The organism is Achromobacter sp., assembly GCF_050285565.1.
Lineage (GTDB): Bacteria > Pseudomonadota > Gammaproteobacteria > Burkholderiales > Burkholderiaceae_B > Achromobacter.
Map to the genome: position 1 here is coordinate 385,647 of NZ_JBLZXG010000002.1, position 21,815 is coordinate 407,461.

The window sequence follows — 21,815 nt, forward strand, 5'->3', positions numbered from 1 at the left end:
GTCCTTCGGATTTCAGTGGCCCAGATAGGCCTTCTTGACATGGGGATCGGCCAGCAGTTCGGCGCCGGTGCCGCTGCGCACGATGGCGCCGTTCTCCAGCACGTAGCCGCGGTCGGCCAGGCGCAGGGTGCGGAACACGTTCTGCTCCACCAGCAGCACCGTGACGCCGTGCGAGGTGACGTCGCGGATGATGTCGAACATCTGCTGCACCAGCAGCGGCGACAGGCCCAGCGAGGGCTCGTCGAACACCAGCAGCTTGGGGTCGGCCATCATGCCGCGCGCGATCGCCACCATCTGCTGCTCGCCGCCGGACAGCGAGCCGGCGTACTGCCCCAGGCGCTCGCGCACCCGCGGGAAGATCTGCAGCACTTCCTCCAGCTTGCGCTGCACGATGGGGCGGGCGGCGCGCTTGTACGAGCCCATCAGCAGGTTGTCGCGCACCGTGAAGTGGGGGAACAACTGCCGGCCTTCGGGAATCATGGTGATGCCGGCGTCGACGATGTCGTAGGGTGCGCGGTTGGTCAGGTCCTGGCCCTCGAACTCGACCCGGCCGGCGGTGGCGGCGACCACGCCGCACAGCGTCTTCAGGGTGGTGGTCTTGCCGGCGCCGTTGGCGCCGATCAGCGTCACGATCTCGCCGGCCCGCACCTCGAAGTTCAGGCCGTTGAGCACCTGGCTCTTGCCATAGCCCGACGAAAGATCCGAAACCTTAAGCATCCTGGTACTCCTTGCCCAAATAGGCCTCGATGACGGCGGGGTTCTCGACCACGTCCTTGGGGGCACCGCTCACCAGCACCGCGCCTTCGTTCAGCACGATGATGCGGTCCGACAGCGCCATGGTGGCCTGCATCATGTGCTCGATCAGCAGCACCGACACGCCCGAGTCGCGGATGCGGCGGATCATCTTGATCGATTTTTCGATGTCGGTCGGGTTCAGCCCCGCCATGACCTCGTCCAGCAGCAGGATGCGCGGCCGGATCGCCAGGGCGCGGGCGATCTCCAGCCGCTTCATGCCGCCCACCGTCAGGCTGCGCGCCTCGGTGTTCAGGTACTTGAGCAGGTCGGTTTCCTCGGCCACCTTCAGCGCGATCTGCTCGGCCTCTTCGCGGTCGGCGGTATGGATGAACGCGCCAAGCATGATGTTCTCCAGCACCGTCAAACCGGTGAAAGGCTTGGCGATCTGGAAGGTGCGGCCCAGCCCGTGATGGGCGAACGCGTCGGGCGTGCCGCACGAGACCCAGTTGCCCTTGGCATCGACCATCGACACCGCGCCCTTGTCCGGCGACAGAAAGCCCGACAGCAGGTTGAACACCGTGGTCTTGCCGGCGCCGTTGGGGCCGATCATGCCCAGGATCTCGTACTGGTTCAGCGTCAGCGAGACATCGTTGGTGGCGCGCAGCCCGCCGAAGCTCTTGAACAGGTTCTCGGCCTTGAGCACCGGCTGCTCGCGCCGCGCCGCGTCGGTCGGGCGCGCCGGTTCGACCACTTTGCGCCGGGCGCGCGGCGTGCCCAGGTACGGCAGCCGCGCCAGCGCGCGCTCGATCGCCGGGCCGAAGGCGCCGGCCAGGCCGCGCGGGATGGTCAGCACCACCGCCACCAGGATCAGGCCGTAGATCAGCCCGTGCATGCCGTTGCCCACGCTCGACAGCCAGCCGCGCGCCAGCTCGGCGATCGGCAGCACCAGGAAGGTGCCGGCGATGGGGCCGGCCACCGTGCCCAGGCCGCCGATCAGCGCGAACATCGCCACCTGGATCGACAACTCCAGCGAAAAGGCCGAGCTGGGATCGACGAACGTCAGGTAGGTGATGTGGAAGGTGCCGATGATGCTGGTCAGCATGGCCGACACCACCGCGGCGATGATCTTGACGCGCACCGTGGGGATGCCCACCGCCAGCGCCGCGTCCTCGCGTTCGCGGATGGCGATCAGGTAGTGGCCGATGCGCGACTTGCGGATGTACCAGGAGACCCAGGTCACCAGCAGGAACAGGCCGAAGGCGATGATCACGTAGTTGATCTTGTCGCGGAACACGATCCAGGCCCAGCCGATGTTCAGCGGCAGGCTGATGCCGCTGGAGCCGCCGGTCCAGCTTTCCTCGTGGATCACCAGCAGCCGCACCACCTCCAGGATGGCGATGGTGGCCAGCGCGAAGAACGGCCCGCGCAGCCGCAGCGTGGGGTAGCTGATGACGATGGCCACGGCCGCCGAGATGGCCGCGCCCGCCAGCATGCCGATCCACGGCGAGATGCCGAAGTTCTGCGTCAGCAAGGTGGCGGTGTAGCCGCCGATGCCGTAGAACACCGCGTGGCCCAGCGACAGTTGGCCGGCGTAGCCGCCAACGATGTTCCACGCCACCGACAGCGCGGAAAAGACGAACAGCAGGACGAACAGGTTGGTCCAGAAAGGCGTGCCGGTGACCACGGGCACGATGAACATGACGGTCAGCAGGATCAGGCTGACGTAGGCTTTGGGGCTTCGAAAGTCGGGAAACACGTCTCGCTCCTTGTGGCTCTGATCACTCTGTGCCGACGCCGAACAGGCCGGTCGGTCGCAGGACAAGGATCAAGAGGAAGATCCCGAAATAGACGACCTCTTTCAGGTCGGGGGCGATGTAGTAGCCGGCCAGCGTATCGACGATGCCGATGATCATGGATCCGGCCACCGCGCCGTACAGGCTGCCCAGACCGCCCAGCACCACGATCACGAAGGCGGTCAGCACGAAGTAGGTGCCCACCGTCGGGAACACCGGATACTGCGGCGCCAACAGGCCCGCGGCGATGCCGACGAAGGCGGTGCCCAGGCCGAAGGCGATGGCGTAGACGTTGTTGACGTTCACGCCCATCAGCGTGGCGGCGTAGCGGTGCTGCGCCACCGCCCGCAGCGCGCGGCCCAGGTAGGTGCGGTGCATGAACAGGTGCAGCAGCACGGCCAGGCTCAGGCCGACCACGAAGGTCACCAGTTGGCCGGTGACCATGGAATAGCTGCCGACGTCGATGGTGCTGGTGCCCAGTTGCACCGGGGCGCGGAACACGTTGGCGCCGAAGATCACCAGCGCCAGATTCAAGAGGATGGTGGACACGCCCACCGTGGCGAAGATCTGGATGTGCTGGTCGGCGTTGAGCAGCGGCTGGATGATGCCCTTCTGCGTCAGCGCGCCCAGCGCGAACAGGATGACCGCCACCGGCACCAGGCCGATGTACGGATGCACGCCGAACTGCGCCGCGATCAGGTAGACCGCGTACATGCCGATCATCAGGAATTCGCCGTGCGCGAAATTGACGACGCGAACCACGCCGAAAATCAGCGTCAGCCCCAGGCTGATGATGGTGTAGGCGCCGCCCAGCAACAGGCCGTTGATGACCAGTTGAATGAAGATATCCATGGTGCAACCTCTAAGAGCGGGGTGCGCCCCGGCCCCGCGGCGTGGCCGACGGAACCGGGGCCCGCGGGCCCCAGTGAAACGCCGGACGCCCCCGAGCGTCCGGTTTGCTGGCTTGCCGTGCCGGGCCTGCCGGGGGGCGGCCCCGGCGTTCTATTTCTTGAAGACCGGCTTGCCGAGCGCGAGGTTGTCGGGCGCGATGGTGACCAGCTTGCCGTCCTGCCACTGCATCACGTAGAAGGTCGAGGCGTTGTTCTGGCCGTCCTCGCCGAAGTCGAAGGCCCAGCCGTTGGCGGTCTGGCCGGCCGGCTTCTTGTAGGCCAGCACGGCCGCGCGGATCTTGTCCTTGTCGGTCGATTTGGCGTTGGCGATGGCTTCGAAGAAGGCCTTGGCGCCGACGTAGTTGGTCAGGCTGTGGCCCGATTGCGGGTCGCTCTTGTAGGTGGCCTTGTAGGCTTCCAGGAACTTGTCCAGGCCGGGCGCGCCGGCCGGGTTGATGGACGATTGCGGGAAGTCCAGGTCGAACACGCCGTTCATGTCGGCGCCCACCGCCTTGGCGGTGTCGGCCAGCGAGTAGCCGCCGCCGGCGCCGATCACCACTTTGGGCTTGAAGCCCGCGGCGCGCGCCTGGCTGAAGTACAGGATGGCGTCGTTCTGGTAGGCGGTCTGCAGCACCACGTCGACCTTGGCGCCCTTCAGGCGCAGGATCAGCGAGGACAGGTCGACCGTCTTGGCCGAGTAGGGCAGCACTTCGGCCACGGTGTAGCCGAGCTCCTGGGCGCGTTTTTTCTCGGTGGCGGCCACGTCGGTGCCGTAGGGGCCGTCCTCGTGGATGATGCCGATGCGGATTTCCTTGGGGTTCAGGCCCATGCCTGGCGCGATGATGTCGTGCAGCGCGTTGACCACCGACACGCCGTACAGCGCGGTGTTGGGATTGCTGCGGAACAGGTATTTGTAGCCACGCGTGGTGATCTTGTGGGCGGTGGCGCCCAGTTCGAAATAGGGCACGCCGGCCAGCTCGGTCACGGGCGAGGCTGCGTACGAGATGCCCGAGGCGTAGCTGCCGAACACGCCGACCACGTTGGACGAGATCAGGCGCTTGGTCTCGGACACCGCCTGGGTCGGATCGACCGCGTCGGCCTTGATGATCTGGATCTTCTCGCCGTTGATGCCGCCGGCGGCATTGATTTCGTTGACGGCCAGTTCCAGGCCGCGATAGCTCTCTTGTCCCAGCAGCGCCAGGGCGCCGCTGAACGGGAAGAGGGCGCCCACCTTCATGTCGGCCGCCGCGCTGGCGCTGGCCATGGCGCCGCACAGGCCCAGCGCGATGGCGAATTTGTTGATCTTGAACACTGTCTACGCTCCTTTGTGGGTATGGGATGCGGACTGATTTTTGATTTGTCCGTCTATTTTTAAATATATGATATATGCGCCGGAGGGGTGTGAGAACCTCGTCCTGGATTCTAGTGCCGGACTTGTTCGGCTGAATCGGGGATTTCCCTCAAGCCGCATGGATAAAGCGTTTCCAGGCGGTTTCCGACCACCAGAAAGCGCAAATTCCGCTCTGCGGATGCTGTTTCCAGGATCCCCGCGAAGCCCTCTGGCCCACAAGAAAATTCCCCTTGAAATCATATATCCTATATGATCAAAAGGCGTTTGAGCATAAGAATCCAGGAGACAAGAGCATGTTCGAGGAAGTGGATTTCGCCGGCAAAAAGGTACTCATCACCGCCGGCGCCGATGGGCTGGGGCTGGAGATGGCCCAGGTGTTCCACCGGGCCGGGGCGGCGGTGCTGGTGTGCGATGTCAACCGCGAGCGGCTGGCCGCGCTACCGGCTGAATTGCCCGGCGTGCGCGCGGTGCATGCCGATGTGTCCGATGAAGCCAGCGTGGCGGCGCTGTTCGAGGCGGTGCAACAGCAGTTGGGCGGCCTGGACATCCTGGTCAACAACGCCGGCGTGGCCGGGCCCACTGGCTTTGTCGAGACGCTCTCCAAGGCCGACTGGGACCGCACCCTGGCGGTCAACATCACCGGCCAGTTCCTGTGCGCGCGCCAGGCGATCCCGCTGCTCAAGCAGTCGCGCGCCGGCGTCATGATCAACCTGTCTTCGGCCGCCGGGCACCTGGGCTTTGCCGGGCGTTCGGTCTATTCGGCGTCCAAGTGGGCGGTGATCGGCTTCACCAAGTCGCTGGCGATCGAGCTGGGCGGCCACGGCATCCGCGTCAACGCCATCCTGCCCGGCGCGGTCGAGGGGCCGCGCATCCGCGCCGTGATCGAAGCCAAGGCCAGGACGCTGGGCAAGCCGGTCGACGAAATCGCCGCGCTCTACGAGAACCAGGCGGCGCTGGGCCGCATGGTGACGGCGCGCGACATCGCCAACATGGTGCTGTTCAACGCCAGCGAGGCCGCGCGCAGCGTCACCGGGCAGGCCATCGTGGTGGACGGCTTCACGCAGAAGCTCTACTGATGGCGGCCGATCCGCAGCGGCGCCGCGCCGCTATCATCGGCACTGGCCTGATCGGCCAGGCCTGGGCCATCGTGTTCGCGCGCCAGGGCTGGCAGGTGCGGCTGTATGACGTCAACGCCGTCATGCTGGCCGAGGCCGGCGCGCTGATCCGGCGCCAACTGGATCAACTGCAGGCGCACGGCCTGCTGCGCGATGCGGCCGCGGCCGCCGCCCGCATCGAGGTGGCCGCCAGCCTGCCCGAGGCGCTGGCCGGCGCCCGCTACGTCCAGGAGAACTCGCCCGAGCGGCTGGATCTGAAGCGCGAGCTGTTCGCGCAACTGGACGCGGCGGCCGAGCCCGACGCCATCATCGGCAGTTCCACCTCCAGCATTCCCGCCAGCGAATTCACCGAAGGCCTGCCCGGCCGCCACCGCTGCCTGGTGGCGCATCCGGTCAATCCGCCGTACCTGATCCCGGTGGTGGAATTGTGCCCGGCGCCGTGGACCAGCGCGGCCGCCATGCAGGCGGCGCGCGAGATCATGCTGGACATCGGCCAGAAGCCGGTGACGATGCGTCGCGAGATCGAGGGCTTCATCCTCAACCGCCTGCAAGGGGCGCTGCTGCACGAGGCTTTCCGCCTGGCCGCCGCCGGTATCGCCAGCGCCGAAGACATCGACACCACCGTCAAGGATGGCCTGGGCCTGCGCTGGTCGTTCATGGGGCCGTTCGAGACCATCGACCTGAATGCGCCCGGCGGCATCGCCGACTACTGCGCGCGCTACGGCGGCCTGTACCAATCCATCGGCGCCAGCCAGGGCCAAGCCGTGCCCTGGGACGGCGCCCTGGTCGACACCCTGGCCGCCGAGCGCCGCGGCCTGCTGCCGGCCGACGACCTGACGGCGCGCCGCTACTGGCGCGACGAACAACTGATGCGCCTGATGCGCCACAAGCAACAGCAAGACAACGGAGACGAAAATGGCTAAAGCCAAGCAGAAAGTCGTGATCACCTGCGCCGTGACGGGCGCCATCCACACGCCCAGCATGTCGCCGCACCTGCCGGTGACGGCCGACGAGATCGCCGAGGCCGCCATCGGCGCGGCCCGCGCCGGCGCCGCGGTGTTGCACCTGCACGCGCGCGACCCCGAGACTGGCAAGCCGTCGCAGGACCCGGCGCTGTTCGAGCCGTTCCTCAAGCGCATCAAGGCCGAGACCGACGCCATCATCAACATCACCACCGGCGGCAGCCCGCACATGACGGTGCAGGAGCGCATGCGGCCGGCCACCACCTTCAAGCCGGAGCTGGCGTCGCTGAACATGGGGTCGATGAACTTCGGCCTGTTCCCGATGCTGGGGCGTTTCCAGGACTTCAAGCACGACTGGGAGCGCGAGCACCTGGAGAACAGCCGCTCGCTGATCTTCCGCAACACCTACCAGGACATCGAATCGATCCTGGAACTGGGCAACGCCAACGGCACGCGCTTCGAGTTCGAGTGCTACGACATCAGCCACCTGTACAACCTGGCGCACTTCGTCGACCGCGGGCTGGTGAAGTCGCCGCCGTTCATCCAATCGGTGTTCGGCATTCTGGGCGGCATCGGCCCGCACCCGGAAGACCTGATGCACATGAAGCGCACCGCCGACCGCCTGTTCGGCAATGAATACGAATGGTCGATCCTGGGCGCCGGCCGCAACCAGATGCCGCTGGCCACCATCGGCGCGGCCATGGGCTCGAACGTGCGGGTGGGGCTGGAGGATTCGCTGTGGATCGGGCCGGGCCAACTGGCCGAGTCGAACCGCTCGCAGGTCGAGCGCATCCGCGTCATCCTGGAGGCGCTGAACCTGGAAGTGGCCACGCCGGCCGAGGCCCGCGCCAAGCTCGGCCTGAAGGGCGGCGACAACGTGGCGTTCTGAAGCCCGCCGGCCGCGCCGGCGGCGGGTCGCGGGTGCCGCGTGCCGGGCGATGTCCGGCACGCGGCGCGCGGCCCGTCAGGCGTGGCGGCGCAAGGCGTTGACGAGGGTCTTGATGTCCAGCGGGCGATCGAAATTGGCGGCATGGCGCGCGGCCAGCGTCAGCTCGGCCGCCTGCGCCAGTTCGGCGTCCGACGGCGCGGCCGCGCCCAGCGCGCTCAGCGTGGTGGGCAGGCCCACCTGTTCGTACCACTGCGTCAGCGTGGCCAGCATGCCGTCCTGGCGCGCCTCCAGGTCCAGTTGCACCAGCAGGCCGACGGCCACCTGCAGCCCGTGCGGCGCGCTGGCCAGGCCATTGATCTTCGGCAGGCCGCGCGTCAGGGCATGGGCGATCGACAGGCCGCCGCTTTCGAAACCCAGGCCGCTCATCAGGATCATGGCTTCCACCGCGCGTTCGAACGCGGGCGTGGGCTGGCCGCTGCCGGCCGCCGCCAGCGCGTCGGCGCCATCGGCCAGCAGCGTGCGCAGACAGCCGTCGGCGATCAATTGGGCGGTCAGCGGCGGGGCGCCGTCGTACATGTTGCGCCCGCCATGGCGGGCGCATTGCTCGGCCTCGAACTTCTTGGAGATGGCGTCGCCCAGGCCGGCGCGAAAGAACGCCGCCGGCGCGGTGGCGATGACGGCGGTGTCGACCAGCACGATGGTCGGGTTGAACAGCATGTGCTCGACCGCCAGGAGATTGTGATGGGCGTCATACAGCACGTAGTTCTTGCTGGTGGGCGCGTCGTTGGAAGCCACCGTGGGCACGGTGACGAGGTGACAGTGTTCGGCCTTGGCCACCGCCTTGCCGGCGTCCAGCGCCTTGCCGCCGCCCACCGCGATCACCATGTCGATGCCGGCGGCCGCGGCCCGCGCGCGCAGCGCCGCGATCGAGTCGGGCGTGATGTCGCCTTCGACCGGCAGGGCCGTCAGCGCCACGCCGTGGGCGCCGCACAGCGCTTCGATTCTCGGGCCCAGCACGCCCTGCACGTAGCGGTCGATGACCAGGGCGGCGCGGCGGCCGAACAGGGCGGCGTAACCGCCCAGCGCGTCGAGCGCGCCGGCTCCCTGGATGTAGCGGCCGGGAGCGCCGAAAATCTTCAGCATCGAATCTTCCTATTTGCGAGGCCCGGGCGGGCGGTAGTCGAGTTCTTTTTCGCGTTCGACCAGCCAGTCGATCATGATCTTGCCGCCCCACACCAGGTCGGCCTGGATGGCCTTGGTGGCGGCTTCGGGATCGCGCGCCTCCAGCGCGGCCAGCACCGCTTCGTGGCGGTGCTCGTCCTGGGAGTAGTCCAGCCCGGCGGTCTTGACGTGGAACACCTTGAGGATCGGGCCGGTGATGACCCAGAACGATTCCACGGTGTTGCGCAGGATCGGCTTGTTGCTGGCTTCCAGGATGCCGAAGTGGAACTTGCGGTTCAGGTAGCTGGCGCGCTTGGGATCGGTCGAGGTGCAGGAGATGAAGTCCTTCTGCAGCGCGATCAGGTTGTCCAGTTGCTTGCGCGTGATGTTTTTGGCGGCCTCGGCCGCGCCCATGCCTTCCAGGTGAAAGCGGATCTGCTGGATCTCGCGCAGCTTTTCCGAATTGACGTAGGGCACGTAGACCGCGGTGGCGGCCTGCATTTCCAGGCCCTGCTCGCTGATGAGGCGGAAGATGGCCTCGCGCACGGGCGTGATCGAGACGCCCATTTCCTGGGCCAGCTCGCCAATGATGAGGCGCTCTCCGGGTTCGTACTGCCCGTTGATCAGGGCATTGCGGATCTCGTTGTAGACCTTGACGGAGAGGTTCTCTTTTTTTACCGGTTTCAGGCTGGGCATGACGGTCGAGGCTTGCGGGTTCGATGGAATGGCGGCGCCGCGCAACGGCGTCCGGCTGCATTCTATCCCGCCCTGGCCAATTCAAGCGCGATGGGTATATTATATATCATATATTCTAAAACAGCGAAGGAGACGCCATGCGCCAGGACCGGGGAGACCCAAGCGAAGACGAGCTGCGGAGGTTGCGGGAAAAGGCCCGCCACATCCGCCTGGAAACCATCCGGCTGATCGAGATCGCCAAGGTCGGGCACTACAGCTCGGTCTTTTCGTGCGCCGAGATCTTTGCCTCCCTGTATTACGACGTGATGCGGCTGCGGCCCGGCGAGCCGGCCTGGCCGGACCGCGACCGCTTCCTGATGGGCAAGGGCCACGCGGCGGTGGGGCTGTTTCCGGTGCTGGCCGACCATGGCTTCATCCCGCATGAGTTGCTGGACGGCTACACCCGCCTGGGCAGCCCGCTGGGCGACCATCCCGACATGACCAAGGTGCCGGGCGTCGATTTCAGTTCCGGCTCCATCGGCCATGCGCTGTCCAATGGCGCCGGCATGGCGCTGGGCGGCCGCATGAGCCAGCGCGACTTCAATGTGTTCGTGATGCTGGGCGATGGCGAGATGCAGGAAGGGCAGGTGTGGGAAGCGGCGCTGTTCGCCGCGCACCACAAGCTGTCGCGCCTGGTCGCCATCATCGACCGCAACGGTTACCAGCTCGACGGCAAGGTCGACGACGTGATCGGCGTGGAATCGCTGCGCGACAAGTGGCAGGCCTTCGGCTGGGAGGTGCACGAGGTCGATGGCCATGACCTGGTGGCGCTGACCGCGCTGCTGCGGCGGCTGCGCGCGGACGAGGCGCGCGAACGGCCGGCCTGCGTCATCGCCAAAACCATCAAGGGCAAGGGCGTTTCCTATATGGAAACCGAGCCCGGCTGGCATCTGGGCTACCTGGCGCCGCAGGACGCGCAGGCCGCCATCGACGAAATCATGACCCGCGAGATCTGAATGGCACAGGCACAGACGCTTTCCCCCGACTCCTGGCAGTACCGCGCCCTGAACGCGGTGAACCCCGGGCTGTCGTATCTTTCCGACGCGCTGATCGAGCTGGCGCGGGCCGGGCATCCGGTGGTGGCCGGCTCGGCCGACCTGCAATATTCCAACGGCCTGAACCGCTTCGCCTCGGCCTACCCCGACCGCTACGTGCAGTTCGGCATTTCCGAGCAGAACATGGTGTCGGCCGCGGCCGGCCTGGCCACTACCGGCGCCATGCCGTTCGTGGCGACCTTCGCCTCGTTCCTGGGCCTGCTGTGCTGCGAACAGATCCGCATGGACGTGGCCTACACCAGGCTGCCGGTGCGGCTGATCGGCCATCACACCGGCATCAGCCTGGGCTTCTACGGCACCTCGCACCACGCCACCGAAGACATCTCCACCATGCGCGCGATTGCCGGCCTGACCGTGGTGTCGCCGGCCGACGGCCCGCAACTGGCGGCGGCCATCAAGGCCTCGGTGGACTGGCCCGAGCCGATCTACTTCCGCATCGGCCGCGGCCGCGATCCGCAGGTCTACGAGGACGGCACGCCGTTCACCTTCGGCCGCGCCATCGTCCATTCGCGCGGCAGCGACCTGAATATCATCGCCTGCGGCATCACGCTGCACGCGGCGCTGGAGGCCGCCGCGCGGCTGCGCGAGGACGGCCTGTCGGTGGGCGTGATCGACATGCCCACCATCAAGCCGCTGGACCGCGAGGCGGTGCTGGCGGCCGCCGGGCAAGCGCGCGTGCTGCTGACGGTGGAAGAGCACAATGTGATGGGCGGCCTGGGCTCGGCGGTGGCCGAGGTGCTGGCCGATGCCGGCAGCGGCACGCGCCTGCGGCGCCACGGCATCTACGACGAATACAGCCTGATCGCCCCGCCCACCACGCTGTACGCCCATTACCGGCTCGACGGCGCCGGCATCGAGGCGGTGGCGCGCGAACTGCTGCAGCGCTAGGGCATGGCGGCATTGAAAGGCGCCCGGCGCGGCGCCACGACACGGAGACAGCAATGAAGGAAATCAGCGGCAACACCCGCCTGTTCGGCATCCTGGCCGACCCGATCTATCACGTCAAAACCCCGCAGCGCCTGAACGAGCATTTCGCCCGCATCGGCTTTGACGGTGTGTGCGTGCCGTTCCATGCGCGGCCGGACAACCTGGCCGAGGTGGTGGCCGGGTTGCGGCGGCTGGAGAACCTGGGCGGCCTGATCATCACCATGCCGCACAAGGCGGCGATCCTGGCGCTGGCCGACGAGGCCACGCCGGTGGCGCGCAAGATCGGCGCCGCCAACGTGGTGCGGCGCGAGGCCGATGGCCGCCTGGTGGCGCACATGCTGGACGGCGAAGGCTTCGTGCGCGGCCTGCGCACGCACGGCGTGGCGCCCGAGGGCAAGCGCGCCTACCTGGCCGGCGCCGGCGGCGCCGCCAATGCCATTGGCTTCGCGCTGGCGCAGGCGGGCGTGGCGCGGCTGACCATCGCCAACCGCACGCCGGCCAAGGCCGAGGATCTGAAGGCGCGCATCCTGTCGCTGTATCCGCAGGCCGAGATCGCGGTCGGCACGGCCGATCCGTCGGGCCACGACCTGGTGGTCAACGGCACTTCGCTCGGCATGAAACCGGACGACGCCCTGCCGCTGGACGTGGCGCGCCTGACGCCCGACCAACTGGTGTGCGAGGTCATCATGCAGCCGGCCGATACGCCGTTGCTGGTGGCGGCGCGGGCACGCGGCTGCCAGGTGCACTACGGCGCGCCGATGCTGGCCGGGCAGATCGAGCTGATGGCGGAAATGATGGGCGTGGCGCCGGCCGCGCGGGCATGAGGTGACGACGGACGAGACGATGGCCGATTACGACTTCATTATCGCGGGCGGCGGCACCGCCGGCTGCATCCTGGCCAACCGCCTGTCGGCCGATGGCCGCCACCGGGTGCTGATGCTGGAGGCCGGGCACGAGCCGCGCAGCATGTGGATCCCGATCCCGGCGGGCTTTTCCAAGCTGCTGGTGAATCCGGACTACAACTGGCGTTTCGCCACCGAGCCGGAGGACAACGTCTACGGCCGCGTCATTGCCGTGCCGCGCGGCAAGGGCCTGGGCGGCTCGACGCTGATCAACGGCATGATCTACGTGCGCGGCCGGCCGCAGGACTACGACGGCTGGGAGGCCGCCGGCGCCACGGGTTGGGGCGCCGGCACCGCCGAGCGCGTGTTCCGCAAGATCGAGCGCTATGAACCCGGCGGCCCGACCCGCGGCAAGTCCGGCCCGATGCACCTGGAGGAGGTGGCCGAGCGCTTTCCGCTGTCCGACGCCTTCTTGCGCGCGGCGCAGGAAGACGGGCTGCCGCTCAATCCGGACTACAACGCCGGCCGCCAGGACGGGGTCGGCTATTACCAGGTGGCGCAGCACCGCGGCCGCCGCTGGAGCGTGGCGGACGGCTACCTGAAACCCGCCGCCGGCCGCAAGAACCTGACGGTGGAATGCGGCGCGCACGTGACGCGGCTGGTGTTCGAGGGCAAGCGTTGCGTCGGCGTGACCTATCGCAAGCAGGGCCAGGAATTCACCGTGCGGGCGCGGCGCGAGACGCTGCTGTGCATGGGGGCGGTGCAGTCGCCGCAGTTGCTGGAGCTGTCCGGCGTGGGCAATCCCGCCTTGCTGCGGTCGTTCGGCATCCCCCTGGTGCACGCGCAACCGCAGGTGGGCGAGAATTACATCGACCACTTCGCCACGCGCATGAACTGGCGGGTCAAGAACACGGTGACGCTTAACGAGATGTCGCGCGGCTGGCGCCTGGCGCAACAGGTGGCGCGCTACTACACCCGGCGCAAGGGCATCCTGACGCTGGGCACGGGGCTGGTGCATGGGTTCGTCAAGAGCGCGCCGGACCTGCCGGCGGCCGACGTGCAGTATTTCTTCGTGCATGCCAGCTACGCCAATGCGGCCGAGCGCATCCTGGATCGCGAGCCGGGCATGACCATCGGCGTGGCGCAACTGCGGCCGGAGTCGGTGGGGTCGATCCACCTGAAGTCGGCCGACCCGCTGGCGGCGCCCTCGATCCGGCCGAATTTCCTGTCGGCCCAGATCGACCGCGACAGCCTGGTGGGCGGCATGCGGGTGGCGCGGCGCATCGTGCAGCGGCCGGCCATGCAACGTTATGTGGCAAGCGAGCTGAGTCCGGGCGCGGCGGTGGACAGCGACGAGGAATGGCTGGATTTCGCGCGCCGCAACGGCCAGACCATCTACCACCCGATCGGCACCTGCCGCATGGGCGTGGACGCCGGCGCCGTCACCGACCCGCGTCTGCGCGTCAACGGCATTGCAGGCCTGCGGGTGGTGGACGCCTCGGTGATGCCGAAGATGGTGTCCGGCAACACCCAGGCGGCGGTGATGATGGTGGCCGAGCGCGGCGCCGAGATGATCCTGGAGGATGCCGCCGCCGCGTGAAGCGCTGATCGGCCTGCGCATCGGCGCGCAATCATGATTTTTATTAGTGAAATTAAAATTTCGTGGAAAGCGCGCCTCGCATCCGAGGAAACACAGGGAGGAGGCAAGCAAATAAGGTTAAATACTTAAAATTCCTGGCTTGTGGGGCGAAGAAAATTCTTCTAACGTCGTTTCATCAATAAAAAGTAATTTCAGAATGGTGCGCGGCCGGTTTCGGCGCCGCGCCGCGTTTCCCCCACCGACGAGAAGAGACATGACCCTACGTTTGCAAGACAAGCGGGCGCTGGTCACGGCGGCCGGCAACGGCATCGGCCGCGCCAGCGCCCTGGCCCTGGCGCGCGAGGGCGCCCAGGTCTGGGCCACCGATATCAACGAAGCCGCGCTGGCCGACCTGGCCCGGGAGGCCGGCGCGGCCGGCCTGGACCGGCTGCGCACGCGCGTGCTGAACGTGCGCGACGGCCAGGCCGTGGCGGCCTGCGCGCGCGAGACTGGCGCGGTCGACGTGCTGTTCAATTGCGCCGGCTTCGTCCATGCCGGCACCGTGCTGGACTGCGAGGAAGCCGACTGGGACTTCAGCATGGATCTGAACGTCAAGACCATGTACCGCACCATCCGCGCCTACCTGCCGGCGATGCTGGAGCGCGGCGGCTCGATCATCAACATGGCCTCGGCCGCCTCCAGCGTGAAGGGCGTTCCCAACCGCTTCGTCTATGGCGCCTCCAAGGCCGCCGTGATCGGCCTGACCAAGGCGGTGGCGGCCGATTTCGTGGCGCGCGGCATCCGCTGCAACGCCATCTGCCCCGGCACCGTCGAGTCGCCTTCGCTGCGCGAGCGCATCGCCGCCCAGGCGCGCCAGCAGGGCCGCGACGAGGCCGCGGTGCGTGCCGCCTTCGTGGCTCGCCAGCCGATCGGCCGGGTCGGCCGGGTCGAAGAAGTCGCGGCGCTGGTGGTCTATCTGGCCAGCGACGAATCGGCCTTCACCACCGGTGCCATCCACGTTATCGACGGCGGCTGGTCCAACTGACCCGCCGGCGCGCTTTCTTCTTTTTCAAGGACGACGCATGAAACTCGTACGCTACGGCCAACCCGGCCAGGAAAAACCCGGCCTGATCGACGCCCAGGGCGCCCTGCGCGACCTGTCGGGCGTGGTTGCCGACATCGACGGCGCCGCCATCGCCCCGGCGATGCTGGCCAGATTGGCCAAGCTCGACCCCGCCAGCCTGCCGCGCGTGGATGGCGCGGTGCGCTATGGCTGCCCGGTCAATGGAGTCGGCAAGATCGTCTGCGTCGGCCTGAACTACGCCGACCACGCCGCCGAATCGGGCCTGCCGGTGCCGGCCGAGCCGGTGCTGTTCCTCAAGCCCAGTTCCTCGCTCAGCGGCCCCAATGATCCGGTGATCATCCCGCGCGGCTCGGTCAAGACCGACTGGGAAGTGGAACTGGGCGTGGTCATCGGCAAGAAGGCGTCGTACGTGGAGGAAAGCGAGGCCATGGACTACGTGGCCGGCTACACCGTGGTCAACGATGTGTCCGAGCGCGAATACCAGATCGAGCGCGGCGGACAGTGGGACAAGGGCAAGGGCTGCGACACCTTCGCGCCGGTCGGCCCGTGGCTGGTGACGCGCGACGAGATCGCCGATCCGCAGGACCTGGACATGTGGCTGGAGGTCAATGGCCACCGCTTCCAGAACGGCAGCACCCGCACCATGGTGTTCGGCGTGAAGACGCTGGTCAGCTACATCAGCCGCTTCATGTCGCTGATGCCGGGCGATATCATCAGCACCGGCACGCCGCCGGGCGTGGGCCTGGGCCAGAAGCCGCCGGTGTACCTGAAGGCGGGCGACGAGATGCGCCTGGGCATCGCCGGCCTGGGCGAACAGCGCCAGGCCCTGCGGGCCTGGACCCGGGCCGAATAGAATCGGGTTCCCATCCCACGCCATCGCCATGACCGCTGCCAAGATTTCCGCCGCCGATTCCCCCTCGACCGAGGCCGACGCCACGGATTCGCCGGGCGCGCAGCGCTATGCCGCGCCCGCGCTGGAAAAGGGACTGGACATCCTGGAGGCGCTGGCGGACAGTCCGGCCGGCTACACGCTGGCCGAGCTGGCGCAGAAGATCGGCCGCAGCGTCAGCGAGATCTTCCGCATGGCGGTCACGCTGCAGCGGCGCGGCTTCGTGCAGGTCGACGACAACGACCGCTACACGCTGACGCTGAGAATGTTCGAGCTGGCGCATCGCCAGCAGCCCCTCAAATCGCTGGTGAGCGTGGCGCTGCCGCTGCTGCGCGAACTGGCCAACCGCGCGCGCCAGTCGTGCCACCTGGCCGTCTATCAGGCGGGCCGGGTGGTGGTGATTGCGCAGGTCGACAGTCCCGAGCGCTGGTCGTTCGGCCTGAAGGTGGGCGTGATGATGGGCCTGACCGATACGTCCTCGGGCCACGTGCTGCTGGCCTTTCGCGACGAGGTCGAGCGCACCCGCATGCTGGCGGCCCACATCAAGGTCGAGGGCGAGCTGGAATCCGATCCCGGCGAGCTGTTCCCGATCCTGGCCGAGGTGCGCAGGAACGGCTGCGCCTGCATGGCCAGCCGCCAGATCCGCGGCGTCACCAACGTGGCCTTTCCGGTGATGGGCGTGGGCAACCAGGTCATCGCCGCCATCAACGTGCCGCACATCGAGCGCATCGACCGCAAGGAATCGCCCGGCATCGCCGAAGTGCGGGAGATGGTCGGCAACATCGCCTTGCGGCTGTCCACGCTGATGGGGCACAGCGGCTATCTGCCGGAGCAAACGTAGGCGCGCCCGGGCGCGCCGCGCGTCAGCCGCCGGAGGCGAGTTGTTCGAGCGGCGCCAGCCGCAATATGTAGAGCTTGCCCTGGCGGTTGGTGAGGATGCCTTCGCGGCGCCATTTGGCGAAGATGCGGCTGAGCGTCTCGGCGCGCATGCCGAGCTTGACCGCGATCTGCGAATGGCTCAAGGGCAGGGCGAGCGGCTGGCCGGCCAACGGCTTGCCCGCGCGCAGCACGTATTCGGCCAGCCGTTGCGGCGCCGAACTGGACGTCAGCCAGTCGATGCGGTCGGTGTGGTGCCGCACCAGCCAGGCGCCATGCGAGGCCACGCGGCAGGCCAGGCGGCCATGGTCGCGGCACAACTGGAGGAAGGCGCCGTGCGGCACCAGGCAACCGTTGCCGTCGCGCTGGGCGCGGATGTGGTGCAGATGGCGCGGCGCGGGTTCGAACAGGGTCAGCACCGACAGCCAGCCGCCCGGGCCGACTTCGCCGAACACCTTGTCGCCGCCGTCCGCGGTATAGCGCAGGCCTTGCACCAGTCCCGCACACACCAGCAGGCATGAGGTTGCCGACTGGCCTTCGGAAAACAGGGTGTCGCCTGCCTTGAACGGCAGCCAGCGGCTATGCGCGGCCAGTGTCCCGAGCGCCGCCTCGGGGACGCCTTCGAACCAGGGATGGCGCCGCAACGCGGCGAGCACAAGCGACCGGGACGAATTGACAATAGTCATTTGAATGGCGGGAGTGGGTACCTAGAATTCGAATCGAAAATGATTCTTGTTCAGATGCTATCACCGTGAAAAAATGCAAGGCCTGGGCGGCGACGAAATCGCGCTGCCTTATAAGCTCTCCTATTGTTCTGGCCGCCGTGCTGGCGGTGGCATCCGCGGCCGGCGCGCGGGCCGCGCCGGTCAACTTCACCGACATGCTCGGCAATCCGGTCACGCAGGCCGCGCCCTCGACGCGCGCGGTTTCGCTGCCGATGCCGGGCGGCACGCTGTTGATGTCGCTGGACGGCGGCTCGTCGCGGCACCTGGCGGGGATGCATCCCGACTCCTACGCGCGCATGGCCGACCCGGTGCCGTCGCAGTTGTTTCCGCACATGGAAAGCGTGCGTTCGGACATCACCCGCTCGGGCTTCGTGCCGAACGTGGAAACCCTGCTGCAGATCCGTCCTGACATGGTGTGGCAGTGGGGGCACATGGGCGATGACCTGATCGCGCCGCTGCGCAATGCCGGCCTGCCGGTGGCCGCGCTGCTCTATGGCACCGACGTGCGCACCCGCGAATGGATCCGTCTGATGGGCCATTCGCTCGGGCAGGACGCGCGCGCCGCGCGGCAACTGGCGTGGCGCGATGACGTCCGCGCGCGGATTCTCGGCGTCACGTCCGGCCTGCGCGCCGAGGAGCGCCCGGGCGTGCTGTATCTGTCGCGTTACCGGCCGCAATTGCGCACCTCGGGCGCGGGCAGCAGCTTCGACGACGATATCCAATTGACCGGCGGGCGCAATGTGGCGGCCGCGGTGGTCGGGACCGGTCAATCGGTCGGTATCGAGCAGGTGATGGCCTGGGCGCCCGACGTGATCCTGCTGAACAATTTCGAGTCGGGGCTGACGCCCGCCATGATCTATGCCGATCCGCTGTTCGCGGACATTCCGGCCGTGCGCAGCCATCGCGTCTACATGATCCCGGCGGGGGGCTACATCTGGGACCCTCCCAGCCAGGAATCGCCGTTGTACTGGCAGTGGCTGAGCCAACTGCTGCATCCGGGGCGGTTCGATTGGCCCTTGCGCGAGCACATCGCGCAGGCCTACACCTGGCTGTACGGCTATGACATCGGCGCCGCCGACATCGACACGGTGCTGCGCATGCGGCTGAACCAGGGGGCCGCCGGCTATGACCGCTTGCGTTGAATCCCCCGTCCACGGCGAAGGCCGGCGGCTGCCGTGGGCCTGGTGGTTGATGATCGCCGCGGTGCCGCTGTCGGCGTTGGCCGCGTTGTGCGTGGGGCGTTATGCCTTGCCAGCGTCGCACGTGGCCGCCGTGCTGGCTGACGCGGTGTGGCCCGATGGCCTGGCATCCTGGCTGCCATCCATCGCCGATGCCGAGCGCCGGGTGGTGTTGCTGGTGCGACTGCCGCGGGTGCTGCTGGCGTTGCTGGCCGGCTCCAGCCTGGCGCTGTGCGGCGCGGCCTTGCAGGGCGCCTTCCGCAATCCGCTGGTGGGGCCGCAGATCCTCGGCATTTCATCGGGCGCGGCGTTTGGCGGCTGCGCGGCGATCCTGCTGTTCTCGTCGCTGTGGGCAACGCTCGGGCTGGCCTTCGCCGGCGGCCTGCTGGCGGTGGCCATTGTCTATCTGCTGGGCCGTTCGCAAGGGCGCACCACCATCCTGATGCTGGTGTTGGCGGGCGTGGTCACCAGCGCGTTCTTTTCCGCGCTGATCTCGCTGGCCACCTATTTCGCCGATCCCTACGACAGCCTGCCGGCCATCGTGTTCTGGCTGATGGGCAGTTTCGCCACGGCGTCCTACGTCAAGCTGGCGGCGGCGGTGGCGCCCATCGCGGCGGGCATGGGCCTGCTGTTCGCGTTGCGGTTCCGCATCAACGTGCTGTCGCTGGGCGACGAGCAGGCCAGCGCCATGGGGCTGGCGGTGGAGCCGCTGCGCTGGACGCTGCTCGGCTGCGCCACGCTGGTGGTGTCGGCCAGCGTGGCGGTATCGGGCACGGTGGGCTGGGTCGGGCTGGTGGTGCCGCACATCGCGCGCATGCTGGTCGGCCCCGACCACCGCGTGCTGTTGCCCGCCAGCGCCTTGCTCGGCGGCACCTACATGGTGTGGGTGGACACCGTGGCGCGCAGCGCCACCAGCGCCGAGATTCCGCTGGGCGTGATCACCGCGCTGATCGGCGCGCCGCTGTTCGCGTGGCTGTTGCGCCGCACGCAAGGCCGGGAGGCGGGCCATGCTTGAACTGGATCGCCTCGCCGTGCAGGCCGGCGGCCGCCTGCTGCTGTCCGACCTGTCGCTGCGCGTGCCGGCCGGCGGCGTGCTGGCGGTGCTGGGGCCGAACGGCCGCGGCAAGACCACCTTGCTCAAGACGCTGCTCGGGGTGCAGCCGCCGGCCGCCGGCCGCGTGCGGCGGCAAGGCCATGCCGCCTACGTGCCGCAACGCACGGATTCGCTGTTCGCCTATGACGTGCTGGCCATGGTGACCATGGGCCGTGTGCGTCACCTGCGCTGGTGGGCCTCGCCCGGCGCGCAAGACCGCGAGATCGCCCGCGAATGCCTGCGCGCGGTGCGGCTGGAACACCTGGCGCGGCGGCCGTTCCACGCCCTCAGTGGCGGCGAACAGCAGTTGGCCTGCATCGCGCGGGCCATGGCCAGCGCCAGTCCCATCATCGTGCTGGACGAACCCAGCGCGGCGCTCGACCTGCGCAACCAGGACGTGATCCTGTCGCTGTTGCGGCGGTTGGCGGGCGAGGGCATGACGGTGGTGTTCTCCACCCACCAGCCACAGCACGCGCAACACATCGCCGACCAGACGCTGCTGATGCATCCCGGCGCCTGCGAGGCCGGGCCCACCGGCCAGATGTGCACTGACGAACGCCTGAGCCGCCTGTACGGCCTGCCGGTGCGGGTGACGTCGATCGCCGCCGACAGCCGCGACGTGCAAGGCGTGATTCCTCTTTTCCGTTGATCCCGATGAAGCGAATTGTCTATCTGAACCACTGGAGCGGTGACGGCCCGCACGCCCTGACCGGCGGCGACGCGGCGCCGGCCGTGGCCGAACCGCTGTACCAATTGCATGGCCTGGCGCTGGCCTCGGTGCGGGCCCTGCTGGTGCCGGCCAATACCGACCAGCGCTACCTGCTGTCGCAGCAGGCGCGGCTCGAGGCCTGGCTGCTGGCCGGCGGCACCATGGTGTTCAACGGCCATGTGGCCTATCCGTTCCTGCGCTGGCTGGCGCCGTTCGTGCCCGGCGCGGCGCGCGGCATCGACGGCCTGCGGCTGCATCGCGCCCAGCCCCATCCGGTGTTCGAGGGGGTCGATCCGGAGCACCTGACCTTCCGCCGCGGCGTGGCCGGCTTCTACGCGCGCGGCGGCAATCCGCCGCCGGCCGGCGCGCGCGTGCTGCACACGCTGGGGCCGGACGCGCAGCCGGTGGACTGGGTGTTGCCCTTGCCCGGGGGCGGACGCCTGCTGACCCATTCCGGCAACGACATGTGGATGTATGCCGGCAGCGCCGACAGCACCCATCGCATCGTGCCGCAGTTGGTCGACTGGCTGCGCGGGGAGGCGGCATGACCCGGGATCGCTCTACCGCATCGACCGGGCGCGCGCCGGTGATCGCCGCCTTGGATGCCGGCACCTACTACCACCATCGCACCTTCCACACGCCGGAACTGGCGCCGTACATCGACCGGGTGATCTACCTGCCGGAACTGGATGACGCCGCCCTTGATGGCTGCGACGCCCTGATCGTGTCGTGCCGCATCAATCCCGAATTGCTGGTGGCGCAGCGCGCGCGCTTGGCCCGCTTCCTGGCCGCCGGCAAGACGCTGGTGGCAATGGGCGAGACCGGCTCGCACCGCTGGCTGGACGGGGTGCGCTGGACCGACTGCGAGGTGAACTTCTGGTGGTGGAAGACCCCTGGCGCCGATTCCGGCCTGCGGCTGGCGGCCCCGGAGCATTCGCTGTTTCGCTATCTGACGCTGGCCGACGTCACCTGGCACCAGCACGGCACCTATGCGCCGCCGCCAGGCGCGGTCTCGCTGGTGGACAAGGTCGGGGCCGGTTCGGTGCTGTACGAGGACCGCTGCAGCACGGCGGGCCGCCTGATCGTGACGTCGCTCGATCCCATGTATCACCACGGCAGCTATTTCATGCCCGCCACCAGCCGTTTCCTGCGCGGCTTCCTGCCGTGGTTGAAAGATTCCACCCCCGCCGCCTGAGGCGGCGTTTCTCCGGCCTTCGGGCTTTGCCA

At 68.1% G+C, this 21,815-nt stretch carries 22 protein-coding genes; 15 read left to right on the forward strand and 7 right to left on the reverse strand.

All coding sequences use genetic code 11. From position 1 onward, the window contains the following. Positions 1-12: 12 nt before the first annotated feature. From ACN6O8_RS04805 to ACN6O8_RS04820, 4 genes are all read right to left on the reverse strand, one after another. Complete coding sequence (locus tag ACN6O8_RS04805) at positions 13-717, reverse strand: ABC transporter ATP-binding protein (protein WP_427989914.1); 705 nt, start codon at positions 715-717, stop codon at positions 13-15. Continuing rightward, a complete protein-coding gene (locus tag ACN6O8_RS04810; protein ID WP_427989915.1) occupies positions 710-2,491 on the reverse strand; it encodes an ABC transporter permease subunit in 1,782 nt (593 codons plus the stop codon). The genes ACN6O8_RS04805 and ACN6O8_RS04810 overlap by 8 nt, the downstream gene beginning before the upstream one ends. Before the next feature lie 22 nt (positions 2,492-2,513). Next, complete coding sequence (locus ACN6O8_RS04815) at positions 2,514-3,380, reverse strand: branched-chain amino acid ABC transporter permease (RefSeq protein ID WP_427989916.1); 867 nt, start codon at positions 3,378-3,380, stop codon at positions 2,514-2,516. A gap of 150 nt (positions 3,381-3,530) precedes the next feature. After that, on the reverse strand, positions 3,531-4,730 hold the full coding sequence (locus ACN6O8_RS04820) for an ABC transporter substrate-binding protein (RefSeq protein ID WP_427989917.1): 1,200 nt from the start codon (positions 4,728-4,730) through the stop codon (positions 3,531-3,533). 332 nt (positions 4,731-5,062) lie between these two features. Between ACN6O8_RS04820 and ACN6O8_RS04825 the strand changes: the two genes are divergently transcribed. From ACN6O8_RS04825 to ACN6O8_RS04835, 3 genes are read left to right on the forward strand one after another with little or no spacing between them, the layout of a single operon-like run. Further along, positions 5,063-5,845 (forward strand): SDR family oxidoreductase, encoded by a 783-nt coding sequence (locus ACN6O8_RS04825; protein ID WP_427989918.1) that lies wholly within the window; start codon positions 5,063-5,065, stop codon positions 5,843-5,845. Further along, complete coding sequence (locus tag ACN6O8_RS04830; RefSeq protein WP_427989919.1) at positions 5,845-6,807, forward strand: 3-hydroxyacyl-CoA dehydrogenase; 963 nt, start codon at positions 5,845-5,847, stop codon at positions 6,805-6,807. The genes ACN6O8_RS04825 and ACN6O8_RS04830 overlap by 1 nt, the downstream gene beginning before the upstream one ends. Further along, complete coding sequence (locus ACN6O8_RS04835; RefSeq protein ID WP_427989920.1) at positions 6,800-7,735, forward strand: 3-keto-5-aminohexanoate cleavage protein; 936 nt, start codon at positions 6,800-6,802, stop codon at positions 7,733-7,735. The genes ACN6O8_RS04830 and ACN6O8_RS04835 overlap by 8 nt, the downstream gene beginning before the upstream one ends. Before the next feature lie 75 nt (positions 7,736-7,810). Here ACN6O8_RS04835 and ACN6O8_RS04840 read toward each other — a convergent pair whose 3' ends face one another. Together ACN6O8_RS04840 and ACN6O8_RS04845 are read right to left on the reverse strand one after the other, a co-directional pair. Beyond that, positions 7,811-8,878: a glycerol dehydrogenase gene (locus tag ACN6O8_RS04840; RefSeq protein ID WP_427989921.1), complete on the reverse strand. Its 1,068-nt coding sequence runs from the start codon at positions 8,876-8,878 to the stop codon at positions 7,811-7,813. Between the two features lie 9 nt (positions 8,879-8,887). Further along, positions 8,888-9,592, reverse strand: coding sequence for a GntR family transcriptional regulator (locus ACN6O8_RS04845; RefSeq protein ID WP_427989922.1), 705 nt, complete (start codon positions 9,590-9,592; stop codon positions 8,888-8,890). Positions 9,593-9,729: 137 nt separating this feature from the next. Here ACN6O8_RS04845 and ACN6O8_RS04850 point away from each other — a divergent pair, with 137 nt between their 5' ends. From ACN6O8_RS04850 to ACN6O8_RS04880, 7 genes are all read left to right on the forward strand, one after another. Then, positions 9,730-10,587 (forward strand): transketolase, encoded by an 858-nt coding sequence (locus tag ACN6O8_RS04850; RefSeq protein WP_427989923.1) that lies wholly within the window; start codon positions 9,730-9,732, stop codon positions 10,585-10,587. Further along, complete coding sequence (locus tag ACN6O8_RS04855) at positions 10,588-11,574, forward strand: transketolase family protein (RefSeq protein ID WP_427989924.1); 987 nt, start codon at positions 10,588-10,590, stop codon at positions 11,572-11,574. 53 nt (positions 11,575-11,627) lie between these two features. After that, entirely contained in the window at positions 11,628-12,437 is an 810-nt protein-coding gene (locus ACN6O8_RS04860; RefSeq protein WP_427989925.1) for a shikimate dehydrogenase family protein, read from the forward strand. Between the two features lie 19 nt (positions 12,438-12,456). Then, complete coding sequence (locus tag ACN6O8_RS04865; protein ID WP_427990165.1) at positions 12,457-14,055, forward strand: GMC family oxidoreductase; 1,599 nt, start codon at positions 12,457-12,459, stop codon at positions 14,053-14,055. A gap of 253 nt (positions 14,056-14,308) precedes the next feature. Beyond that, complete coding sequence (locus ACN6O8_RS04870) at positions 14,309-15,079, forward strand: SDR family oxidoreductase (RefSeq protein ID WP_427989926.1); 771 nt, start codon at positions 14,309-14,311, stop codon at positions 15,077-15,079. A 37-nt stretch (positions 15,080-15,116) separates the two neighbouring features. After that, positions 15,117-15,971 (forward strand): fumarylacetoacetate hydrolase family protein, encoded by an 855-nt coding sequence (locus tag ACN6O8_RS04875; protein WP_427989927.1) that lies wholly within the window; start codon positions 15,117-15,119, stop codon positions 15,969-15,971. A 28-nt stretch (positions 15,972-15,999) separates the two neighbouring features. Next, positions 16,000-16,848, forward strand: a complete 849-nt coding sequence (locus ACN6O8_RS04880; RefSeq protein WP_427989928.1) for an IclR family transcriptional regulator — start codon at positions 16,000-16,002, stop codon at positions 16,846-16,848. Positions 16,849-16,870: 22 nt separating this feature from the next. Here ACN6O8_RS04880 and ACN6O8_RS04885 read toward each other — a convergent pair whose 3' ends face one another. Continuing rightward, positions 16,871-17,569, reverse strand: a complete 699-nt coding sequence (locus tag ACN6O8_RS04885; RefSeq protein WP_427989929.1) for a Crp/Fnr family transcriptional regulator — start codon at positions 17,567-17,569, stop codon at positions 16,871-16,873. Positions 17,570-17,634: 65 nt separating this feature from the next. On the opposite strand from ACN6O8_RS04885, the gene ACN6O8_RS04890 reads away from it, so the two are divergent. The 5 genes from ACN6O8_RS04890 to ACN6O8_RS04910 are packed head-to-tail and all read left to right on the forward strand — an operon-like array spanning position 17,635 to position 21,783. Further along, positions 17,635-18,750, forward strand: a complete 1,116-nt coding sequence (locus ACN6O8_RS04890; RefSeq protein WP_427989930.1) for an ABC transporter substrate-binding protein — start codon at positions 17,635-17,637, stop codon at positions 18,748-18,750. Next, positions 18,734-19,801 (forward strand): FecCD family ABC transporter permease, encoded by a 1,068-nt coding sequence (locus ACN6O8_RS04895; protein WP_427989931.1) that lies wholly within the window; start codon positions 18,734-18,736, stop codon positions 19,799-19,801. The genes ACN6O8_RS04890 and ACN6O8_RS04895 overlap by 17 nt, the downstream gene beginning before the upstream one ends. Beyond that, the gene (locus ACN6O8_RS04900; RefSeq protein ID WP_427989932.1) at positions 19,794-20,528 is read left to right on the forward strand and encodes an ABC transporter ATP-binding protein; all 735 of its coding nucleotides are present in this window, start codon (positions 19,794-19,796) and stop codon (positions 20,526-20,528) included. The genes ACN6O8_RS04895 and ACN6O8_RS04900 overlap by 8 nt, the downstream gene beginning before the upstream one ends. A gap of 5 nt (positions 20,529-20,533) precedes the next feature. Further along, positions 20,534-21,136, forward strand: coding sequence for a hypothetical protein (locus tag ACN6O8_RS04905; protein ID WP_427989933.1), 603 nt, complete (start codon positions 20,534-20,536; stop codon positions 21,134-21,136). Continuing rightward, complete coding sequence (locus ACN6O8_RS04910) at positions 21,133-21,783, forward strand: hypothetical protein (protein ID WP_427989934.1); 651 nt, start codon at positions 21,133-21,135, stop codon at positions 21,781-21,783. Before ACN6O8_RS04905 ends, ACN6O8_RS04910 begins: the two co-directional genes overlap by 4 nt. Positions 21,784-21,815 lie beyond the last annotated feature (32 nt).

Excerpts from the sequence above, each read along its gene's own strand:
- ACN6O8_RS04805 (WP_427989914.1), bottom strand. The coding sequence starts at position 717 with ATGCTTAAGGTTTCGGATCTTTCGTCGGGCTATGGCAAGAGCCAGGTG.
- ACN6O8_RS04815 (WP_427989916.1), bottom strand. The coding sequence starts at position 3,380 with ATGGATATCTTCATTCAACTGGTCATCAACGGCCTGTTGCTGGGCGGC.
- ACN6O8_RS04825 (WP_427989918.1), top strand. The coding sequence starts at position 5,063 with ATGTTCGAGGAAGTGGATTTCGCCGGCAAAAAGGTACTCATCACCGCC.
- ACN6O8_RS04830 (WP_427989919.1), top strand. The coding sequence starts at position 5,845 with ATGGCGGCCGATCCGCAGCGGCGCCGCGCCGCTATCATCGGCACTGGC.
- ACN6O8_RS04835 (WP_427989920.1), top strand. The coding sequence starts at position 6,800 with ATGGCTAAAGCCAAGCAGAAAGTCGTGATCACCTGCGCCGTGACGGGC.
- ACN6O8_RS04840 (WP_427989921.1), bottom strand. The coding sequence starts at position 8,878 with ATGCTGAAGATTTTCGGCGCTCCCGGCCGCTACATCCAGGGAGCCGGC.
- ACN6O8_RS04845 (WP_427989922.1), bottom strand. The coding sequence starts at position 9,592 with ATGCCCAGCCTGAAACCGGTAAAAAAAGAGAACCTCTCCGTCAAGGTC.
- ACN6O8_RS04850 (WP_427989923.1), top strand. The coding sequence starts at position 9,730 with ATGCGCCAGGACCGGGGAGACCCAAGCGAAGACGAGCTGCGGAGGTTG.
- ACN6O8_RS04855 (WP_427989924.1), top strand. The coding sequence starts at position 10,588 with ATGGCACAGGCACAGACGCTTTCCCCCGACTCCTGGCAGTACCGCGCC.
- ACN6O8_RS04860 (WP_427989925.1), top strand. The coding sequence starts at position 11,628 with ATGAAGGAAATCAGCGGCAACACCCGCCTGTTCGGCATCCTGGCCGAC.
- ACN6O8_RS04865 (WP_427990165.1), top strand. The coding sequence starts at position 12,457 with ATGGCCGATTACGACTTCATTATCGCGGGCGGCGGCACCGCCGGCTGC.
- ACN6O8_RS04870 (WP_427989926.1), top strand. The coding sequence starts at position 14,309 with ATGACCCTACGTTTGCAAGACAAGCGGGCGCTGGTCACGGCGGCCGGC.
- ACN6O8_RS04875 (WP_427989927.1), top strand. The coding sequence starts at position 15,117 with ATGAAACTCGTACGCTACGGCCAACCCGGCCAGGAAAAACCCGGCCTG.
- ACN6O8_RS04880 (WP_427989928.1), top strand. The coding sequence starts at position 16,000 with ATGACCGCTGCCAAGATTTCCGCCGCCGATTCCCCCTCGACCGAGGCC.
- ACN6O8_RS04885 (WP_427989929.1), bottom strand. The coding sequence starts at position 17,569 with ATGACTATTGTCAATTCGTCCCGGTCGCTTGTGCTCGCCGCGTTGCGG.
- ACN6O8_RS04895 (WP_427989931.1), top strand. The coding sequence starts at position 18,734 with ATGACCGCTTGCGTTGAATCCCCCGTCCACGGCGAAGGCCGGCGGCTG.
- ACN6O8_RS04900 (WP_427989932.1), top strand. The coding sequence starts at position 19,794 with ATGCTTGAACTGGATCGCCTCGCCGTGCAGGCCGGCGGCCGCCTGCTG.
- ACN6O8_RS04905 (WP_427989933.1), top strand. The coding sequence starts at position 20,534 with ATGAAGCGAATTGTCTATCTGAACCACTGGAGCGGTGACGGCCCGCAC.
- ACN6O8_RS04910 (WP_427989934.1), top strand. The coding sequence starts at position 21,133 with ATGACCCGGGATCGCTCTACCGCATCGACCGGGCGCGCGCCGGTGATC.